Source organism: Gilliamella sp. W8136, assembly GCF_016101285.1.
Classification (GTDB): Bacteria; Pseudomonadota; Gammaproteobacteria; order Enterobacterales; family Orbaceae; genus Gilliamella; species Gilliamella apicola_N.
On record NZ_JACFQU010000020.1, the window covers coordinates 14,252 to 33,652 of the forward strand.

At 35.4% G+C, this 19,401-nt stretch carries 16 protein-coding genes; 12 read left to right on the top strand and 4 right to left on the bottom strand.

Going from position 1 to position 19,401, the window contains the following annotated elements; all coding sequences use genetic code 11:
• Positions 1-82: 82 nt before the first annotated feature.
• Positions 83-997, bottom strand: a complete 915-nt coding sequence (gene ilvY, locus H3T96_RS13005; RefSeq protein ID WP_065737373.1) for an HTH-type transcriptional activator IlvY — start codon at positions 995-997, stop codon at positions 83-85.
• Between the two features lie 206 nt (positions 998-1,203).
• Between ilvY and prfC the strand changes: the two genes are divergently transcribed.
• Entirely contained in the window at positions 1,204-2,796 is a 1,593-nt protein-coding gene (gene prfC, locus H3T96_RS13010) for a peptide chain release factor 3 (protein WP_144093189.1), read from the top strand.
• Between the two features lie 80 nt (positions 2,797-2,876).
• Here prfC and H3T96_RS13015 read toward each other — a convergent pair whose 3' ends face one another.
• Positions 2,877-3,962, bottom strand: a complete 1,086-nt coding sequence (locus tag H3T96_RS13015; protein ID WP_144093187.1) for a hypothetical protein — start codon at positions 3,960-3,962, stop codon at positions 2,877-2,879.
• A gap of 468 nt (positions 3,963-4,430) precedes the next feature.
• On the opposite strand from H3T96_RS13015, the gene ptrA reads away from it, so the two are divergent.
• The 11 genes from ptrA (at position 4,431) to H3T96_RS13070 (ending at position 17,881) form a co-directional block, all read left to right on the top strand.
• Positions 4,431-7,304 carry a pitrilysin gene (gene ptrA, locus H3T96_RS13020; RefSeq protein ID WP_186279288.1) on the top strand — a complete coding sequence of 958 codons (2,874 nt, stop codon included), beginning with the start codon at positions 4,431-4,433 and terminating at the stop codon, positions 7,302-7,304.
• Positions 7,305-7,418: 114 nt separating this feature from the next.
• Positions 7,419-8,291, top strand: a complete 873-nt coding sequence (locus H3T96_RS13025) for a helix-turn-helix transcriptional regulator (protein WP_144093183.1) — start codon at positions 7,419-7,421, stop codon at positions 8,289-8,291.
• Positions 8,292-8,320: 29 nt separating this feature from the next.
• Positions 8,321-9,601 carry a 3-phosphoshikimate 1-carboxyvinyltransferase gene (aroA, locus tag H3T96_RS13030; RefSeq protein WP_144093181.1) on the top strand — a complete coding sequence of 427 codons (1,281 nt, stop codon included), beginning with the start codon at positions 8,321-8,323 and terminating at the stop codon, positions 9,599-9,601.
• Position 9,602: 1 nt separating this feature from the next.
• Entirely contained in the window at positions 9,603-10,283 is a 681-nt protein-coding gene (gene cmk / locus H3T96_RS13035; RefSeq protein WP_144093179.1) for a (d)CMP kinase, read from the top strand.
• Between the two features lie 112 nt (positions 10,284-10,395).
• Positions 10,396-12,078: a 30S ribosomal protein S1 gene (gene rpsA / locus H3T96_RS13040; RefSeq protein WP_086326142.1), complete on the top strand. Its 1,683-nt coding sequence runs from the start codon at positions 10,396-10,398 to the stop codon at positions 12,076-12,078.
• Between the two features lie 100 nt (positions 12,079-12,178).
• Positions 12,179-12,469 carry an integration host factor subunit beta gene (gene ihfB, locus H3T96_RS13045; protein WP_025315113.1) on the top strand — a complete coding sequence of 97 codons (291 nt, stop codon included), beginning with the start codon at positions 12,179-12,181 and terminating at the stop codon, positions 12,467-12,469.
• A gap of 330 nt (positions 12,470-12,799) precedes the next feature.
• The gene (locus H3T96_RS13050; protein ID WP_186279287.1) at positions 12,800-15,106 is read left to right on the top strand and encodes a DNA internalization-related competence protein ComEC/Rec2; all 2,307 of its coding nucleotides are present in this window, start codon (positions 12,800-12,802) and stop codon (positions 15,104-15,106) included.
• 96 nt (positions 15,107-15,202) lie between these two features.
• Positions 15,203-16,210 carry a tetraacyldisaccharide 4'-kinase gene (gene lpxK / locus H3T96_RS13055; RefSeq protein ID WP_144093213.1) on the top strand — a complete coding sequence of 336 codons (1,008 nt, stop codon included), beginning with the start codon at positions 15,203-15,205 and terminating at the stop codon, positions 16,208-16,210.
• A 3-nt stretch (positions 16,211-16,213) separates the two neighbouring features.
• Positions 16,214-16,399 carry a Trm112 family protein gene (locus H3T96_RS13060; protein WP_144093175.1) on the top strand — a complete coding sequence of 62 codons (186 nt, stop codon included), beginning with the start codon at positions 16,214-16,216 and terminating at the stop codon, positions 16,397-16,399.
• 21 nt (positions 16,400-16,420) lie between these two features.
• Positions 16,421-17,185, top strand: a complete 765-nt coding sequence (gene kdsB, locus H3T96_RS13065) for a 3-deoxy-manno-octulosonate cytidylyltransferase (protein ID WP_144093173.1) — start codon at positions 16,421-16,423, stop codon at positions 17,183-17,185.
• Positions 17,186-17,188: 3 nt separating this feature from the next.
• On the top strand, positions 17,189-17,881 hold the full coding sequence (locus H3T96_RS13070; protein ID WP_065737361.1) for a DUF2461 domain-containing protein: 693 nt from the start codon (positions 17,189-17,191) through the stop codon (positions 17,879-17,881).
• 18 nt (positions 17,882-17,899) lie between these two features.
• Here H3T96_RS13070 and H3T96_RS13075 read toward each other — a convergent pair whose 3' ends face one another.
• Together H3T96_RS13075 and H3T96_RS13080 are read right to left on the bottom strand one after the other, a co-directional pair.
• Positions 17,900-18,562: a MarC family NAAT transporter gene (locus H3T96_RS13075; protein ID WP_144093171.1), complete on the bottom strand. Its 663-nt coding sequence runs from the start codon at positions 18,560-18,562 to the stop codon at positions 17,900-17,902.
• Positions 18,563-18,667: 105 nt separating this feature from the next.
• A complete protein-coding gene (locus H3T96_RS13080) occupies positions 18,668-19,189 on the bottom strand; it encodes a single-stranded DNA-binding protein (RefSeq protein WP_039127675.1) in 522 nt (173 codons plus the stop codon).
• Between the last annotated feature and the right edge of the window lie 212 nt (positions 19,190-19,401).

The window sequence follows — 19,401 nt, forward strand, 5'->3', positions numbered from 1 at the left end:
ATTATTTTAGGTAGAGTTATCTAGGTGTACATTTGGTTGTTTAAATAAAATTATCTCTATTTTTTTATTTGGTGAATAAATATTATATTTTATTTTTTTGATTATTGGGTAGATTAAGAACACAAAGTGTCCAAAATGCCGAGATGATCCTTTCGGACAATCGTCTTTTTTGCACGCAGATGCCCACATCAAAGGGTTCCATTAAATTGGTTGACCATTCGGTTATTCGCTCTCTGATTCTTTCAGGACTGTTTTCCATTACTACTTTAGGTAACAATGCTACGCCACATCCTAATGCGACCATTGATACGATTGCTTCGTGCCCAGCTACAGTGGCATAAATTTTTGGACTGGTTATTTTTTGTTGTTTAAACCAAAGATCAATTCGGTGTCGGCTTGGTCCATGCTCAGGTAAAATAAAAGGGATATTATGCCAATCAGGCTGTTTTTGATGAAGTTTATCACTAAATGAACTGTTAAGTTTTGGTATTAATAGTACCATCTCAATTTCACCAAATTTTAAGAATTCAACGCCGGCTGGTAATTGTTTGGGTTTACCGGCAATGGCTAAATCGGCAAGGTTTGATTGTACTTTCTCAACGGCATCGGCCGCATCGCCTGTGGAGAGCTTAATTTCAATCTGTGGATAATGAATACGGAATCTATCCAATATTTCAGGTAGATGGCTATAAGCAGCGGTAACCGAACAAAAAAGGGTAAGTTCACCGACTAATTGTTGATCTGATTGATCTAAATCTTGTCTAACTTGTTGATGCAGGTTCACAACTTGTTGAGCAAAGCGCTTTACTTTTTCACCTTCCGATGTAATTTGTACTTGGCGATTATCTCGAATAAATAGAGTATGACCAAAATGCTCTTCCATTCTTTGGATCTGTCTGGATAACGTTGATGGACTTACGTGCATGGCATCGGCTGTCATTCCAAAATGACAAGTTTCACATAAATGTAAATACAACTTTAGATCACGGATATTCATAACAAGTTCCATTTTTATACTGAAACGTTAGTGTAATCTGAAACTTCTTGTCAAAAAGACAAATAACAGCTAACAATATTTAATGTAAACATTATGCATAGATACACAAATAAGGCAAATAGCATCGTTTATAACATCAATGGCAAAACAGTTAGATACCTGTTAAAATACGCGATTATTTTGTATAGATTAAAACAGTTAATTTTATGACAGAACAAGCTTATTTAGATGAAGTGAATGCACGTCGCACTTTTGCTATCATCTCGCACCCCGATGCTGGTAAAACAACCATTACGGAAAAAGTACTATTATTTGGACAAGCGATTCAAACAGCGGGTACCGTTAAAGGTCGCGGTGCGAATGCCCAACATGCCAAATCTGACTGGATGGAGATGGAAAAACAGCGTGGTATTTCGATCACCACTTCGGTTATGCAGTTTCCTTATAACAATTGTTTAGTTAACTTACTCGATACTCCTGGGCATGAAGACTTCTCAGAAGATACTTACCGTACTTTAACCGCAGTAGATAGTTGCTTGATGGTTATTGATGCGGCAAAAGGGGTCGAAGATCGTACTCGCAAATTGATGGAAGTTACCCGTTTGCGTACGACGCCAATTTTAACCTTTATGAATAAACTTGACCGTGATATTCGTGATCCAATGGAGTTGCTTGATGAAGTTGAAAATGAGCTTAATATCATGTGTGCGCCTATCACATGGCCAATTGGTTGCGGTAAGCTGTTTAAAGGTGTTTATCATTTAGCTAAAGACGAAACGTACTTATATCAATCAGGCCAAGGTCATACCATTCAAGAAGTGCGAATAATAAAAGGTCTAACAAATCCTGATTTAGATGCTGCTGTGGGAGATGATTTAGCACAACAACTGCGTGAAGAATTAGAATTAGTGCAAGGTGCATCAAATGAATTTGATTTGGAAGCGTTCTTATCAGGTGATTTAACCCCAGTGTTTTTTGGTACTGCATTAGGCAATTTTGGCGTCGATCATATGCTGGATGGATTAACTGCTTGGGCTCCGACCCCGCAACCTCGTCAAACTGATAAACGTCAAGTTGAATCATCAGAAGAGAAATTCAGTGGCTTTGTATTTAAAATCCAAGCCAATATGGATCCAAAACATCGTGACCGTGTGGCATTTATGCGCATTGTATCGGGTAAATACGAAAAAGGGATGAAGTTGCGTCATGTTCGTTTGGCTAAAGATGTAAATATTTCTGATGCATTAACCTTTATGGCTGGCGATCGGGAGCACGTTGAAGAAGCTTACGCTGGTGATATTATTGGTTTACACAATCATGGCACAATTCAAATTGGTGATACTTTTACCCAAGGTGAAGATTTTAAATTTACAGGTATTCCTAATTTTGCACCAGAACTGTTCCGTCGTATTCGTTTAAAAGATCCTCTTAAACAAAAACAGCTATTAAAAGGGTTAGTTCAGTTGTCAGAAGAGGGGGCTGTACAAGTATTTCGTCCAATCACCAACAACGATTTAATTGTCGGAGCGGTTGGGGTACTTCAATTTGATGTGGTGGTGGCTCGATTGAAATCGGAATATAACGTCGAGGCAATTTATGAGCCAGTTAATGTCACTACAGCGCGTTGGGTTGAGTGCAATGATGTGAAAAAACTTGAAGAGTTCAAACGCAAATGCGAGCAAAATTTAGCATTAGATGGTGGTGATAACTTATCTTATATTGCACCAAGTATGGTAAATCTGAATTTAACCCAAGAGCGATATCCTGACGTTGAATTTAGAAAGACACGTGAACATTAATCATTTTTTATGAGTACATGTACCGATAGTTGAAGAGCTGGTTTGCCAGCTCTTTTGCTTTATTTAAAAGGCGTTTATCGTTATAAAGCAAGACCATGTAGAGCAATGCCGTCAAAAGAACGCCATTGCGTTAAGTCATTTTCCAGTAAACGTACCGTTTCAAATAACCTTTTTTCATCCCCCATAAAACTAATTTCATTATTTGCTGTTCTTGGCGATAAGTGTGAAGAGTAAGTATGAACTTTATTATCGCCACTTGAAATATTAAATTTATCAACTTCATCCTCAATTAGACCATTTTCAAGCGCAATAATAATTTTTTGTTCGTTTTTATCACCCCAAGTTAACCATTCCGCACTAATATTGTAGATTTGAGTGTAATTGGTACGGTAAGCCATAATAATATATTTTGAAGTATAGGATTTAATGCTTTTTACAGTTTGTTCACCATTGTCTATATAGAGTAACCAAAAAGGGATAACGACCTCAATTTTATCTCCCCATGATTGACTAAGCATCTTTATGGCATTAACCCAAAGTTTCCAAATATGATTGGCGTCTTGATTGTATTCATCTAATATATAAGGTTCGATATCATATTGAATACCAGCAAGACTAGGTTTATTTTTACGCATAGAACAAAACTGTTTGATTATTTTATTGCGTTCAATGGCATTTTTTAAACCTGAATCAATGACCATATCGGGTGAACCTTCTATCGCAATGATTTTTATCCGATTTTTATAGGCTATATCGAGCAGTTGGTTTAACTGATCTATATATTTTATTGTTTTATTTTCAATTTCTAATTGAAGATAGATTTGATTTATCCCTTTTGACTTTATTTTGGCTATAAATTGTTTTGGTGAAGTATTCCAAGTATGCGCTTCCCAGTTCCACATACCAAGATTAAGTGATTTTTTGGTACTTTGTCGATTATTGGTGGCAAAAGATTGGGTCGTTATTGTTTGATTATCACAGGATGTATTATCATTTTGTATTGAATCAAATATTTCAGTTGCAGTGGTTGAGCTAACTTCATCGTTGTTATCGTAGCTAGAAGAAACGATATTGTTATTTTGTTTTTGTGTGGTGGAAATTGAGGTAAATGTTTCGTTTTTTGTTTCACTTGAAACTTCTTTTTTTTTCTTATTGATATGAACCATTATTTGATTGCTCCTTTAACATATTATAAGTACCGTTTGGAGTTTTACATAAACCAATCATAGTACAGATGGAATCAATATAGGGAGTGCTAGAAATATAGTCGAACGAAGTACTCCTTTCCTTTTTGAATCAATGCATTTTCGATAAAAATCTAAACTACTTTAAATCAATTGGAGCTACTGCATAATTGTGTTAATTTGTACTGATATTGACTTTGATACTGATAAGATAGCATCATTTTTGTGACATAAAATTGTAAACAATTTATAAAGTTACTGAACTGACCGTATAATTGTAAGACTGCTTCTTCAACGGTAATGATTGAATTATAGTATAATTTTTATGCAAAAGATATTTATCACTGGTCATTTTTTGTAAAGAAACTTTAACGTTCAAACATTGTGTTTTTCTCCCTAATTCATTAAAAAAAGACTATAATGTTGTTTTTTTTGTTAGGCGAAGATTATATGGATAAGATAAAAATTATTTTTTTTATAGTATCAGTATTTTTAATTTTTAATTCATCTTTTGCAATTGAAAACAAAATTTCCTTCCCTGTGCTTTTAGAAAAGATACAACAAAGTGATCGCGATAATCGCCAATATGAGGTAATTGAATTGGCAAATCAGATGCGCGTACTGTTAGTTTCCGATCCTAAAGCGGCAAAATCGTTAGGATCTTTAGCATTACCAGTAGGTTCACTGCAAGATCCCAAAGATCAGCAAGGATTAGCTCATTACACCGAACATATGGTACTGATGGGATCGAAAAAGTACCCTGAACCCTCAAGTTTCTCCGAATTTTTAAACCGCCATGCAGGCAGTTATAATGCCAGTACTGCTGCGCATCGCACCGCTTTTTATTTTGAAGTTGAAAACAGTGCGTTAGATACTGCGATAGATTATTTAGCCGACGCGATAGCGGAACCTAAATTAGATTCTAATTTTGCAGATAAAGAACGCAATGCGGTTAATGCTGAAATGACTATGGCGAGATCAACCGATGGTTTTAGAATAAGGCAAGTTAATGCAGAAACCATTAATTCTGATCATCCAGCAGCACAATTTGCAGGTGGTAACTTAGAAACATTAAGTGATAAACCAACGAGTAAACTTCAAGATGCTTTAGTGGCTTTTCATAAAGATTATTATTCATCCAATATTATGGTGGGGGTAATTTATAGTAATCAACCTATCAATAAATTGGCAAAATTAGCAGAAACAACCTTTGGCAGAATCCCGAACAAAAATATTACTGTTCCAAAAGTGGATAAACCCGCATTAACGCCAAATGTACTCAGTAAACAAATTGCTATGGTACCGGCCCAGCCCAAAAAAATGCTGTTTTTGCAATTTCCAATGGAAAATAATTTAGCTAAATTTGCTGATAAAACGGATGAATATATCAATTATTTGATCAGCAATAGCAGTCAAAATACTTTATCAGACCAATTGAAAAAACAAGGTTTAATTGAAGGTATAAGTTCAACTTATGATTCTATTCGTTACGGTAATAGTGGTACGTTTAGTATAAATGTGAGTTTAACTGATGAAGGTCTTGCTCAGAAAGATAAAGTAATTGGTGCTATTTTCAATTATTTACATTTAATTCAAAAGCAAGGTGTTTCAGATGCCTATTATGAAGAACTCAGAAAAGTTTTAGCATTACAATTTAAGTATGAAGATGTAGAACGAGATATGTCTTATGTAGAATGGCTATCTGATCAAATGTTGTTATATCCAGTGCAAAACGTTTTAAATTCCGATTATGTTGCCACTAATTTTGATAAAGCGGCAATAATTGCTCGTTTAAAAAGTTTAACGCCGGATAATATTCGAGTTTGGGTGATTTCACCAGATCAAACTACTGATAAAACTGCTTATTTTGTCGAGGCTCCTTACAAAATTGAAAATATCACCAGCGAACAAAAAGCCAGCTGGTCAACATTGGGTAAAAGTTTTACTTTTACTTTACCTGAATTGAATCCTTATATCCCCGATGATTTTTCGATAGCAAAACAAAATTATGATCAAGCTCAACCCACCGAGCTTAGCAAACGTGGTAATCATATCCATTTTGTTAGTCAATATTTTAAAAATGAGCCTAAAGCTGCAATTGTGGTTTCATTGCGTAACAATCAAGCTTTCGACTCAGCTAAAGCAGATGTCGAATTTGAGTTACTTGACTATATTGCAAACCGAAATTTAAGTAATTTGCAATTTCAAGCTGCAGTAGCGGGGATTTCGTTATCCACTCAAAGTGACAATGGTTTAATGATCTCAGCAAGTGGTTTTAGTCAACATTTACCAAAAATGGTTACATCAATTCTTGATAATTATCGAAATGTAACTATTGATGAACAAACTTTAGCTTTGGCAAAATCTTGGTATCTGCAAAAACTTGATAATGCCGATCATGCTAAAAGTTACTGGCTAGCTGTCCAACCAATCAATGCGTTATCGGTGTTACCTCATTATTATGAACGAAATGAACGACGCCAAATTACTGCCAATATTACCATTGAAGATGTTGTCAATTATCGTAATAACTTACTTTCTCGTTCTGTGCCATATATGATTAGTTTAGGCAATTTATCTAACGAGGACTCTTTAGATCTTTATCACTCAATCCAAAAAACGTTAGAAAAGGATGTTGAATATACACCGAATGAAAATATTAACATCAAAAATTCACTGGATGCCAAAATTACTCAACAAGCTAAAAGTACTGATAATGCTTTAATAATGGGTTATATTCCAACAGGCTATGATAGGATTAGTGGTGGGATGTTGAGTTATACCTTGACTAAAATCATATCCCCATGGTTTTATGATCAAATACGTACTAATGAACAATTAGGTTATGCGGTATTTGCGGCTCCTATGACAATAGGGGATTCCATAGGAATGAGCTTTATAGTGCAAAGTAACCAGTACGATCCAGCTTATTTATTTAAACGTTATAAAGAATTTTATCCTGTAATATCAAGTAAATTGCATGCATTATCTAAAGATGATATAAACCAATATAAAAAAGCAGTACTTGATGAATTAATTATGCCACCGCAAACTTTAGATGAAGAATTAAGCCGTTATTTACCTGATTATCGCAATAACCGTTTAACGTTTGATTCATTAAGAAAAAAAATTGAGCAAGTGAAGAAAATCACCAAGCAAGATCTTATTGATTTTTATCATCGTTCAGTTATGGAACCAAAAGGCTTGGTGTTAGCGTCACAAGTTTTAGGTAAACGCGAAGCTGATGCAAAACAACCCGAAGCTATTTCAGAATTTACTGAATATAAAAATGTAACATCTTTACAAGAAGTTCTATTAAACTAATTTATGTTTTAAAAATAAACATAAAAACGGGTTAAGCCTGAAAGATATTCACAAAAATTGGCATTGTTATCACCATGTGATACACTGCCAAAATCCCAATGTTTTGAGTGTATTATGATTACTGGAACGATTGATTATTGTGCTATAGGTCAGCGATTGCGCGCATATCGAATTGCGGCTTCGCTAAAAGCGGAAGATGTTGCAAAAAATCTTAAAATTTCACGAGCAGCTGTCTATCGGTTAGAGAAAGGTGAAATTGTTAAAATAGAAACTTTAGAGCGGTTGGCCTCTTTACTCAATACATCTTTTGCGAGTTTACTTGGAATCGATACTGAATATTATTCAAGTGGTGAAGGATTTTTTGAAAGAATGCGACAGCTTGAAGAGCAATCAACTCATATTTATTCTCATTTCGATCCTTTCTCATTTTTATTAACTTCACCGAATTATCTTAATCATTTAGCTATGATGCTAGCAGAGTCTAGCGAGTCAATCGATCCGCAAAAATATGCAATGATTTTGTCAATTTTAAGACACCGTAAAACACAGTTTCACCAATCAATTCCTAAGGTTATTAATTTAATTAGCTTACGTAATGTTGAACGTTTTTTACATATCGGCTTAGTAGGCAACTTAACTATTTCGCCAGGTAAAAAGTCTGAAAGAATGCTACTTGCTCGTAAAGAAGTTTATCATTTGATTGAACTCATTGAGCAACAATCTTATGCGCCAACCATTGCTATCACACAAGAAGCTATTCCATCAATTGCTTTTCAAATTTTTTATCAAAATGGTGAGCCAATTTCACTTGCAATGAGTCCTTTTCGTTTGGGTGAATTGCCAAATGTAACGACGGGTATTGCTTCAATTACTTCTTCGCATGATGCCATTAAACATCATCGTTCCTTATTTGATAAATTATGGCAAAATAGTGCCAAAGATGAGTATGCAATTGATTTGCTAAAAACAACATTAGATAAATTTTAAAGAATACAAAAATATTTAAGAGAGCCATTATGTTATCCCTAACATTACAACCAATAAAAAAATTTAACGGCACCATTAATTTACCCGGTTCTAAAAGTGTGTCTAATCGTGCATTACTATTATCCGCTCTAAGTAAGGGGAATACACGTTTAACCAACTTACTTGATAGTGACGATGTTCGCTACATGCTTGATGCTTTGGCGGCTTTGGGGGTGAAATATCAGTTATCGCATGATCGAACCATTTGTGATGTTGAAGGTGTAGGCGGTATGTTACATTCGACGCATGCCTTAGAACTTTTTCTTGGGAATGCAGGTACAGCAATGCGACCACTCGCTGCGGCTTTATCTTTAGGCAATAACAATATTGTACTAACGGGTGAGCCACGCATGAAAGAGCGTCCAATTGGCCATTTAGTTGATTCGCTCCGTCAAGGTGGTGCTAAAATTGATTATCTTGAAAATGAAGGTTATCCACCACTTCATATTCAAGGCGGTTTTGCTGGCGGTAATATTCAGGTTGATGGTTCGGTTTCTAGCCAATTTTTAACCGCTTTATTAATGGCTTCACCATTGGCGCCAAATGATACTGAAATCACGATAGTCGGAGATTTAGTTTCTAAGCCTTATATTGATATTACGATTAAGATGATGGCAATTTTTGGTGTCACAGTGACCAATCATCATTATCAAAAATTTACAATTAAAGCTAACCAAAGTTATCAATCTCCGGTTAACTATTTAGTCGAAGGCGATGCTTCGTCAGCCTCTTATTTTTTAGCCGCTGCTGCAATTAAAGGCGGTACGGTGCGTGTTACAGGTATTGGTAAAAAAAGTTTACAAGGCGATACTCAATTTGCCCATGTACTTGAAAAAATGGGCGCTAAAATCACTTGGGCTGATGACTATATTGAATGCACTCGTTGTGAGTTAAATGGCATTGATATGGATATGAATCATATTCCTGATGCAGCAATGACTATTGCAACAACGGCACTGTTTGCGAAAGGACCAACAACAATTCGCAATATTTATAATTGGCGAGTTAAAGAAACTGATCGTTTATATGCGATGGCAACTGAATTAAGAAAAGTTGGTGCTACGGTTGAAGAGGGTAAAGACTATATTACTATCGAACCACCCGCTAAATTAACTCATGCTGAGATAAAAACTTATAACGATCACCGCATTGCAATGTGTTTTTCATTAGTTGCATTATCTAATACGCCAGTAACCATATTAGATCCTAAATGTACAATGAAAACTTTTCCTGATTATTTTGAACAATTTAAACGATTAAGTGTAGAATAAAATGAATAAATCTGTTCCTGTTATTGCAGTTGATGGGCCAAGTGGTGTTGGTAAGGGCACATTATGTCAAGCATTGGCAAATCATTTTAAATGGCATCTTTTGGATTCTGGAGCAATTTATCGTGTGCTTGCACTTTCGGCGCTTAAACAAAATATTGCTCTTGATGACGAACAAAAGCTTGCCCAATTAGCGCTTAATTTACCATTGACATTTGATACGACAGGCATTGAAGTAAAAATTTTGTTAAATAATGTTGATGTGTCAAAAGATATTCGCACAGAACTTACAGGGGGAGCTGCCTCAAAAGTTGCTGCAATAAATAGTGTTCGAACTGCTTTATTACAACGCCAACGAGACTTTAGACAGGCACCGGGACTGATTGCTGACGGTCGAGATATGGGTACTGTAGTGTTTAAAGATGCGCCAGTTAAGATATTTCTTGATGCGAGTGCAGAGTCCCGCGCAGAAAGAAGAATGAAACAGTTGCAAGATAAGCAAAATCATGTTAAATTCGCCGAAATTTTGCAGGAGATAACTGCGCGTGATGAGCGCGATCGAAATCGAACTGTTGCGCCACTTAAGCCTGCGGATGATGCTTTAATAATTGATACCACATCCCTATCTATTCAAGATGTTTTCAATCAATCTATTAAGTATATAAATAAAGAACTTGCGTTGTAAGTTTGCTTACAGCGTGGAACTCGCTCCAATATAAGGATGTATGGAGTATCACCAACAACCCCACAAGACATGATGTAATGTGGACGTTAATTTTAACTTAAAGTATATAAATATGACTGAATCTTTTGCTCAACTCTTTGAAGAGTCTTTAAATCAACTAGACACTCGTTCTGGTAATATGATCCGTGGTACTGTCGTTGCAATCGACAAAGATGTTGTTTTAGTTGATGCTGGTTTAAAATCTGAATCAGCAATTCCAGTAGAGCAGTTTAAAAATGCCCAAGGCGAATTAGAAGTTCAAGTTGGCGACGTAGTTGATGTCGTTCTTGACTCAATTGAAGATGGCTTTGGCGAAACAATTTTATCTCGTGAAAAAGCTAAACGTCACGAAGCGTGGCTAACACTAGAAAAAGCAGTTGAAGATGCTGCAACAGTTTTAGGTGTTATCAATGGTAAAGTTAAAGGTGGCTTTACGGTTGATCTTAATGGCGTTCGTGCGTTCCTACCAGGTTCGCTTGTTGATGTTCGTCCATTACGCGATACTTCTCATATTGAAAACAGAGAAATCGAATTAAAAGTTATCAAATTAGACCAAAAACGTAACAACGTAGTTGTTTCACGTCGTGCTGTTATTGAATCTGAAAACAGTGCAGAAAGAGAACAACTTCTTGAAAATCTACAAGAAGGTTCAGAAGTTAAAGGTATTATCAAAAACCTTACTGACTATGGTGCATTCGTTGATCTTGGCGGTGTTGATGGTTTACTTCATATCACTGATATGGCTTGGAAACGTGTTAAACATCCAAGTGAAGTGGTTGAAGTGGGTCAAGAATTACTTGTTAAAGTACTTAAATTTGACAAAGATCGTTCACGTGTATCTCTAGGCTTAAAACAATTAGGCGAAGATCCATGGGTATCAATTGCTAAACGTTATCCAGAAGGTACTAAAGTAACTGGTAAAGTAACTAACTTAACTGATTACGGTTGTTTTGTTGAAATCGAAACGGGTGTTGAAGGTTTAGTACACGTTTCTGAAATGGATTGGACAAACAAAAACATTCACCCATCTAAAGTTGTTAGCCTAGGTGACGTGGTTGAAGTTGTTGTTCTTGAAATTGATGAAGAACGTCGTCGTATCTCTCTAGGTCTTAAACAATGTAAACCAAATCCATGGTTACAATTTGCTGAGTCACACAATAAAGGTGATAAAGTTAGCGGTAAGATCAAATCAATCACTGATTTCGGTATCTTCATCGGTTTAGATGGCGGTATTGATGGTTTAGTTCATCTTTCAGATATTTCTTGGAATATGCCTGGCGAAGAAGCAGTTAAATCTTACAAGAAAGGTGATGATATCGAAGCGGTTGTGTTACAAGTTGACGCAGAACGTGAACGTATCTCTTTAGGTATTAAACAACTTGAAGACGATCCATTCAGTAGCTTTGCAGCTAACTACAAAAAAGGCACAATCGTTAAAGGTACTGTGACTGCAGTTGATGCTAAAGGTGCAACTATCGAAATCGCAGAAGGTATTGAAGGCTACTTAAAAGCACAAGATATCTCTCGTGAACGTATCGAAGATGCAACGACTGCATTAAAAGCTGGTGATGAAGTTGAAGCTAAGATTGTTAATATCGATCGTAAAACTCGTGCTATTTCTTTATCAATTCGTGCTAAAGATGAAGCTGACGAAAAAGAAGCACTTGCAGCGGTAAATAACACAACTACTCAAGAAGATGCATCATTTACTAACGCAATGGCGGAAGCATTTAAAGCAGCATCAAAAACTGAGTAAAAAATGTTTATGTAAAGAGTAAAGAGGGCTTGCCCTCTTTTTCTTTTGTAGTATAAAATGAATTGATTTTATGCCGCGCAAAAATTAATTAGGAGTGACCATGAACAGATCAGATTTAGCAGAAAAAATAGCCAACTGGCGGGCGCACCTTCCTGTGCAGCTAGTTGATGATGCTGTGAGAGATATTATCGAACAGATCGCGTTGGCTATGGAAAGTAATGATCGTGTTGAAATTCGAGGTTTTGGTAGTTTCAGTTTGAATTACCGAGCCCCACGTAAAGCAAGAAATCCTAGAACTGGTGGTAATGTTGAAGTTAAACACAAATATATTCCACACTTTAAACCAGGTAAAGAGTTACGTGAAAGAGTAAATAATGCTGCTAAAGCATAATATTTAAATATTATCATTCATAAAGCCTTTGATTTCGATCAAAGGCTTTTTATTTCACTGCGATTTAATCTTGGCATCAATAATTTACTTACCTTACTACTAAAAATCTTTTCTTAAGATTGCAATTCGCTGGTTTATCAAGTCAACGTCACTGTTGCTCTGATAAATAACAATATTCCACAATAAACTATCAAATAAACTTATTATCCTAAAATTATTCTCACCTTATTAATAAATTGGAAGCTAACTTCAAAATTTCAAGATAGATTATTCTGATCAATTAATCATATGATAAGTTGACTGCTCTATAAAATGAATCTTGTTAGGTTTATGCGACGATTATCACTTGATTTATTGGCAATCATATTTTCGTTAGGCTGTTTGCCATTGATGTTTTTACCTTCACTGCTCTGTGACGATCAATGGTATATGATAACGTTGATATTGATTATTGTGATTTTAATTGCTCCATCTAAATTTCAAAACTATATTACTGTTATTACTGTATTTTCTATTAGTTTTTTATGGTCCGTAGCGTATTCTAAACAATATTTAATAAAAATTGAGCCATATATCGACAAAACGATTGTGGTAAAAGCAAGAGTTGAAAGTATAAACACTCGTGTTTCTACTTCGCCAACCGATCTTTATTATGTAAAAATTGCAATCAATGACGATTCTCAATCTTTTTTATATCCTAAGGTAACAATATCGGTATATTGGGATCAACAAATTAAACCAAAAGCAGGACAAATTTGGCAATTAACCTTAAAAACAAAAGTAGTACATGGTTATTTAAATGAAGGAGGATTTGATAGCCAACGTTATGCCATAGCTAATCGTAGCCTTCTATCAGCAAAATTAATTCAGGCTGAGTTACTTGAAGATAATTTAAGTATTCGGCAGCTAATCGCTGATCATTCGTTACCTTACATTGATCGATTTACTTATCGAGGTATTTTACTCGCATTAGCTTTTGGTGATCGTAGTCAAATGGTTGATGAGCATCGAATTATTATGATGCAAACAGGTGTTGCCCATCTAATGGCTATATCAGGTATGCACATTTTATTGGTTTTTGGACTTTGTTGTACTTTATTAAAAATTTTGATGTTTTTTATTCCTCAGCGTTTTATCTACTTTTTCATCCCAATCATAATAGCATGGCTAGCTGCACTATTTTATGCATGGTTAACAGGACTTAATCCTCCTGCATTACGAGCCATGTTAGCATTATCTATTTGGATATATTTACGTTTTAAAAACAGTCAAATCAGTGCTTGGCAAAAATTAAACCGTATCGTTGCGTTATTATTACTTTTTGATCCGCTAATGATTTTATCAGAAAGTTTTTGGCTATCTTGTTATGCAGTAACGAGCTTAATTTTTTTATCTGACTGGCTACCTCTACCTAAAGTTATAAATAATAAGAAACGCTGGTATTGGATAAGATTGTTACATTTACAATTTGGTTTAATCTTATTAATGTTACCGATTCAATTGATTATCTTTCAAGGTATCAGTTTGGTATCTTTGTTAACAAACTTAATTGCTATTCCTGTTATTACATTATTGACTTTGCCCTTGATTATTTTTGCCCTGTTCTTTAGTGTTAGTCATTGTATTCATCTTGCTTCATGGTGTTGGTTTATCGCTAATAAATCGCTTGAATGGCTATTTGTTTGTTTAGATAAATTAAATCTGGTATGGCTTGATATTTCCGCAGATTTTTATCTTTTAAGTATTTCCGGTTGGCTAGCATTTGTTATTGTACGTACCGAATTATGGCGACGTTTTGGGTTCACCTTATTAATCATTTTAATGATACTTTGCACACCCCTTTTTAAACAGCAGGAGGATTATTGGCGTTTAGATATGCTTGATGTTGGGCATGGGTTAGCAATTGTGATTCATAATGGTAAATCAGCAATTTTGTTTGACACGGGGGCTAAATGGGAAAGAAACTCCGCAGCAGAGCGGATTATTCTCCCTTTTTTACGATGGCATAATTTGAATTTGGAAGGAATTATCATAAGCCATCAGCATAATGACCATATAGGTGGTTTAGATTTACTGCAAAGTCGTTATCCTAATGCTTGGCTAATGAGTTCATCTTTAGCATTAAATAATCATTACCAATGTTTAGCAGGTAACACTATTCTATGGAATAGTTTGTCTGTTAATGTGCTATGGCCAACTCAATTAGTTAAATATGCTCAAAATGCAGATTCGTGTGTGGTTCAGGTGACCGATGGGCATTTTTCTGTACTTTTGACTGGGGATTTAGAACGCAATCAAGAATATCAATTAGTCACTAAATATCGAAATCAGTTAGCATCAACCATATTGCAAATTCCTCATCATGGTAGTAGTACTTCATCTAGTTATGCTTTTTTAAATCATGTTAAACCAGTAAAAGCATTAATTTCAACTTCTCGATATAATCCTTGGAAGTTACCATCACATAAAGTCATAGCACGATATCAAGATTTACACATAGATTACTATATTACCGCTAAGACAGGGCAAATCAGTCTGATTTTTGATAATCAAAAGTGGAGATTAAAAACCATGCGCAGTGAAATTAAACCAAGATGGTATCATGATTGGTTTGGTAGTTTACCGATTTATGAGTAAAATAGCTTATCTTTTGCTGTAAGCAATTAATCTTGTAAATGCTATATCTAACAGGTATAAAAACAAAACTAAACATAATTGAGTGATATTAACGTGATGATTGAAAAACTTTGGTATGGTAAAAATCGGTTATTTTGGTTACTAATACCATTTTCTCTATTATATGGTTTAATTGCGTTTGTTCGTCGTTTTTTATATAAAATTGGTATTTTCAAATCTTGGCAGTCACCGGTACCAATCATTATTATTGGTAATTTATCTGTAGGCGGTAATGGTAAAACACCATTGGCTATTAGTTTGATTAAAGCTTTACAGGCAAAAGGATTGAAAGTTGGTCTTGTCTCACGTGGATATGGAGGTAAGGCTGAAAACTATCCGCTTATTTTAGATGACACAACAACAACCGACCAAGCAGGCGATGAACCCGTACTTATTTACCAACGAACCCATGCCCCTGTAGCAGTCTCGCCAAATCGATGCCAAGCTGTTAAAGCATTATTGGAACAAAATCAATTAGATGTAATTTTAACGGATGATGGTTTGCAACATTACGCATTAGCAAGAGATATTGAAGTTGTTGTCGTGGATGGTAAACGATTATTTGGTAATGGTTGGTGGATGCCAGCCGGCCCAATGAGAGAGAGACAAAATCGGTTAAAATCAGTTGATTTAATCATTGTAAATGGTGATAGTATCAATAATTTGACCCAGCAATATCCTGATAAAACTTACACTATGCAATTAGTACCGAAATATGTGATAAATTTACTCACCAAAGAAAAAAAAGAGTTATCTTCGTTATCAAATATTTGTGCCGTTGCGGGTATTAGTAATCCGAAAAGATTTTTTGATATGCTGATTAATATGAAGGCTGATTTAAACAAAACCGTCGCATTTGCTGATCATCAAAAATTTACCTTACCATTATTAAATAATGTTGTTAGTGGTGAGCAGACACTTTTAATGACTGAAAAAGATGCTGTTAAATGTCAGCAGTTTGCTCAACCCAATTGGTGGTATTTGCCTATAGATGCTGTGATACCCAAACCAGCCATTGATCAGATCTGTGTATTATTAGATAAAACCAAATCTCAAAGAGAATAAAAAATGAAACAAATTCTATTAAGTGCGCTTGCTTGCCCTAAATGTCATGGACAATTGCAGTATGATGCAGAACATCAACAATTAATCTGCCAAGCCGATAATCTTGTTTTTGCAATTAAAAATAAGATTCCTGTGTTGCTTGAATCAGAAGCTCAACCAATCAAACAAACACAATCTATTGAAGAATAAAAAAGATATAAGGCTTTAGTTATGAAATTTTCAGTTATTATTCCTGCTAGGTATGCTTCAAGTCGTTTACCCGCTAAGCCGCTGGCAGATATCCATGGTAAACCAATGATTGTGCGCGTAATGGAGCAAGCACAAAAATCTTCAGCCCATCGTGTAATTATTGCTACTGATCATCAGCAGGTATTTGATGTTGTCAAAGCCTATAAGGGTGAAGTGATTCTTACTAGTGATAAACATAATTCTGGCACTGAACGTTTAGCTGAGGTGATTAATCGTTATCAATTCGCTGACGATGAAATAATTGTTAATGTGCAGGGCGATGAACCATTAATTCCACCCGTTATTATCGATCAGGTGGCTAAAAACCTAGTGCAATATAAAACAGGCATGGCAACATTAGCCGTACCTATTGATTCAGCTGAAGAGGCCTTTAATCCTGGAGCAGTAAAAGTTGTGACTGATAAAGATGGTTATGCCTTGTATTTTTCTCGTGCAACGATACCTTGGGAGCGAGATCGATTTGCTAAATCAACCGATTTACTGAAACAATCAAGCATTGGTGATTTTTATCTTCGTCATATCGGTATTTATGCTTATCGTGCTGGTTTTATCCGCCAATATATCAACTGGGCGCCATCATCACTTGAGCAGATTGAAATGTTAGAACAATTGCGGGTACTTTGGTATGGTGAAAAAATTCATGTGGCAGTTGCAAAACAATCTCCTGCAATTGGTGTAGATACACAAGAAGATTTAGAAAAAGTAAGAGCATTATTTAAGGAGTAAGCTATGGCAAACTTTACTGGTTTTACGCAAGCAGGGCTTAATTTTCTACAAGATGCTTGGATCAATAATAGCAAACCTTGGTTTGAAGAGCACCGAGCAATTTATGATAACGATTTAGTTAAACCTTTTCGCTTATTGGTCGAACAACTGACGCCAGATATGCTTAAAATTGATGAATGGTTTGAAACGCGTCCAGCGATTGGTAAAACAATATCACGTATTCATCGTGATACGCGGTTTTCCAATGATAAATCGCTTTATCGAAGCCGTTTATGGCTAACCTTTAAACGCCCCAATCGTGATTGGAAAGAAGCGCCTGCTTACTTTTTTGAAATAAGTCCGAGTAGTTATCAATATGGACTTGGTTATTACTGTCCTTCCAAACAGACAATGGATATCTTCCGAGAAGAAATTCTTAATGATACGAATAAATTTCTTGAAATGACACGCTGCGTTAAAAAGCCATTTGAATTGGTTGGTGAAAGCTATAAACGCCCTTTAATTAAAGAGCAAGATGAAAAGATAGCGACATGGTATAACCGAAAAAATTTAGCTGTGATGGTAACAAGCAACCATATTGAAGATGTGCTGAATGGTGAACTACCTAAAAAATTGGCAAAAGGATTTAAACAGTTAGTTCCACTTTATGATTTTCTAATGCGTGTAGAAATGATTAAAAATATCCCAAAACTATGAATTCTATTTGTCGATAAACTATATATTTGGGAAATTTATCACTAATTCTTTAATGCCATTAATAATAAATTGTGTACCTACGCAAACCAACAAAAATCCCATTATTCTTGAGGTGGCTTCGATGCCACTTTTTCCCATAAATCGCATGATGCTGCCAGCACTACGCATACAAAACCAAAGAATAATGCATAATGATAAAGGAACCAAAATCGACGCTGTATAAACAACCCACGTTGAAATATCATAGCCACCACTTTTAACTGTTGAAGACATACTGATGATCATCGCTATGGTACCTGGACCTGCGGTACTTGGCATAGCCAGTGGCACAAAGGCAATATTATTGGAAACTTCTTTCTTTTTAGCATCTGCTTCAACGGTTTTATGCCATGGTTGTTGAGGAAATAGCATTCTAAAACCTATCACACCAACAATCATTCCTCCGGCAATACGTAATCCGGGAATAGATATTCCAAAAGTGTTCATCACTAGTTGCCCACAATAAAATGAAACAACCATAATCAAAAACACATAAATACAAGTTAACTTTGATTGGTAATTACGTTCTTCATTGGTCATATCGCCAGATAGACCCAATAAAAGAACAACGGTGGTTAATGGGTTCGTTAATGGGAGAAAGAGAATTAAACCGAAGCCAACAGTCTGTATGAGTTCCAACATAGTTATATCTTGAATCCATTAAAATTATAACTAAGTATAATAGAAATAAACAAAAAAAGATATAAGGGCGCAGATAAACGCCCAAATATAACAGAGGTGATAGTTTTAGAATGGAATGTCGTCATCAAAATCCATTGGTGGTTCTGGTGCTTTAGGTTGTGGTGCAGGCGCATTTTTATTTGGTTGACGAGATGGTGCAGCCGGTGCCGATGAAATATTATTGGCACTTTGCCCCCAATTTTGAGAACCATCATCATAACTATCATTATTGTTTGCACGTGAGCCTAGAATTTGTAAAGTTCCACCGATAGGATTAATGACTACTTCTGTCGTGTAACGATCTTGCCCTGATTGGTCTTGCCATTTTCGAGTTTGTAGCTGCCCTTCAAGATAAACTTGAGTACCTTTTTTGATGTATTCACCAGCAATTTCGGCTAATTTACCAAAAACGACAACTCGATGCCATTCAGTGCGATCACGGGTTTCACCAGTTTGTTTATCTTTCCATGATTCTGAGGTTGCTACACTAAAATTAGCTACAGCATTTCCATTTGGCATGTAACGGACTTCAGGATCTTGTCCTAAATTACCAACTAAAATGACTTTATTTATTCCTCGGTTTGCCATTATAAACTCCTAAAAATTGCATAAGTATTTAAGTGGCGTATTGTAGCATGAGACAGTAGTAATATCAGCGAATTTAATTTAATAATGGAATTTTTATCCCATTTTGTAAATGTGTAGAAAGATTGGCTTAGACATAGGAATTTGTAGCTATAACGAGTATAATGCCTACCATTTGTTAACGTATTGTAATAAAACGTTCCCCCACTACAGGA

Coding starts and splice junctions, on each gene's coding strand:
- ihfB (WP_025315113.1), top strand. CDS start 12,179: ATGAACAGATCAGATTTAGCAGAAAAAATAGCCAACTGGCGGGCGCAC.
- H3T96_RS13070 (WP_065737361.1), top strand. CDS start 17,189: ATGGCAAACTTTACTGGTTTTACGCAAGCAGGGCTTAATTTTCTACAA.
- H3T96_RS13060 (WP_144093175.1), top strand. CDS start 16,214: ATGAAACAAATTCTATTAAGTGCGCTTGCTTGCCCTAAATGTCATGGA.
- H3T96_RS13025 (WP_144093183.1), top strand. CDS start 7,419: ATGATTACTGGAACGATTGATTATTGTGCTATAGGTCAGCGATTGCGC.
- ilvY (WP_065737373.1), bottom strand. CDS start 997: ATGAATATCCGTGATCTAAAGTTGTATTTACATTTATGTGAAACTTGT.
- cmk (WP_144093179.1), top strand. CDS start 9,603: ATGAATAAATCTGTTCCTGTTATTGCAGTTGATGGGCCAAGTGGTGTT.
- ptrA (WP_186279288.1), top strand. CDS start 4,431: ATGGATAAGATAAAAATTATTTTTTTTATAGTATCAGTATTTTTAATT.
- aroA (WP_144093181.1), top strand. CDS start 8,321: ATGTTATCCCTAACATTACAACCAATAAAAAAATTTAACGGCACCATT.
- H3T96_RS13075 (WP_144093171.1), bottom strand. CDS start 18,562: ATGTTGGAACTCATACAGACTGTTGGCTTCGGTTTAATTCTCTTTCTC.
- H3T96_RS13080 (WP_039127675.1), bottom strand. CDS start 19,189: ATGGCAAACCGAGGAATAAATAAAGTCATTTTAGTTGGTAATTTAGGA.
- kdsB (WP_144093173.1), top strand. CDS start 16,421: ATGAAATTTTCAGTTATTATTCCTGCTAGGTATGCTTCAAGTCGTTTA.
- rpsA (WP_086326142.1), top strand. CDS start 10,396: ATGACTGAATCTTTTGCTCAACTCTTTGAAGAGTCTTTAAATCAACTA.
- H3T96_RS13050 (WP_186279287.1), top strand. CDS start 12,800: ATGCGACGATTATCACTTGATTTATTGGCAATCATATTTTCGTTAGGC.
- lpxK (WP_144093213.1), top strand. CDS start 15,203: ATGATTGAAAAACTTTGGTATGGTAAAAATCGGTTATTTTGGTTACTA.
- prfC (WP_144093189.1), top strand. CDS start 1,204: ATGACAGAACAAGCTTATTTAGATGAAGTGAATGCACGTCGCACTTTT.
- H3T96_RS13015 (WP_144093187.1), bottom strand. CDS start 3,962: ATGGTTCATATCAATAAGAAAAAAAAAGAAGTTTCAAGTGAAACAAAA.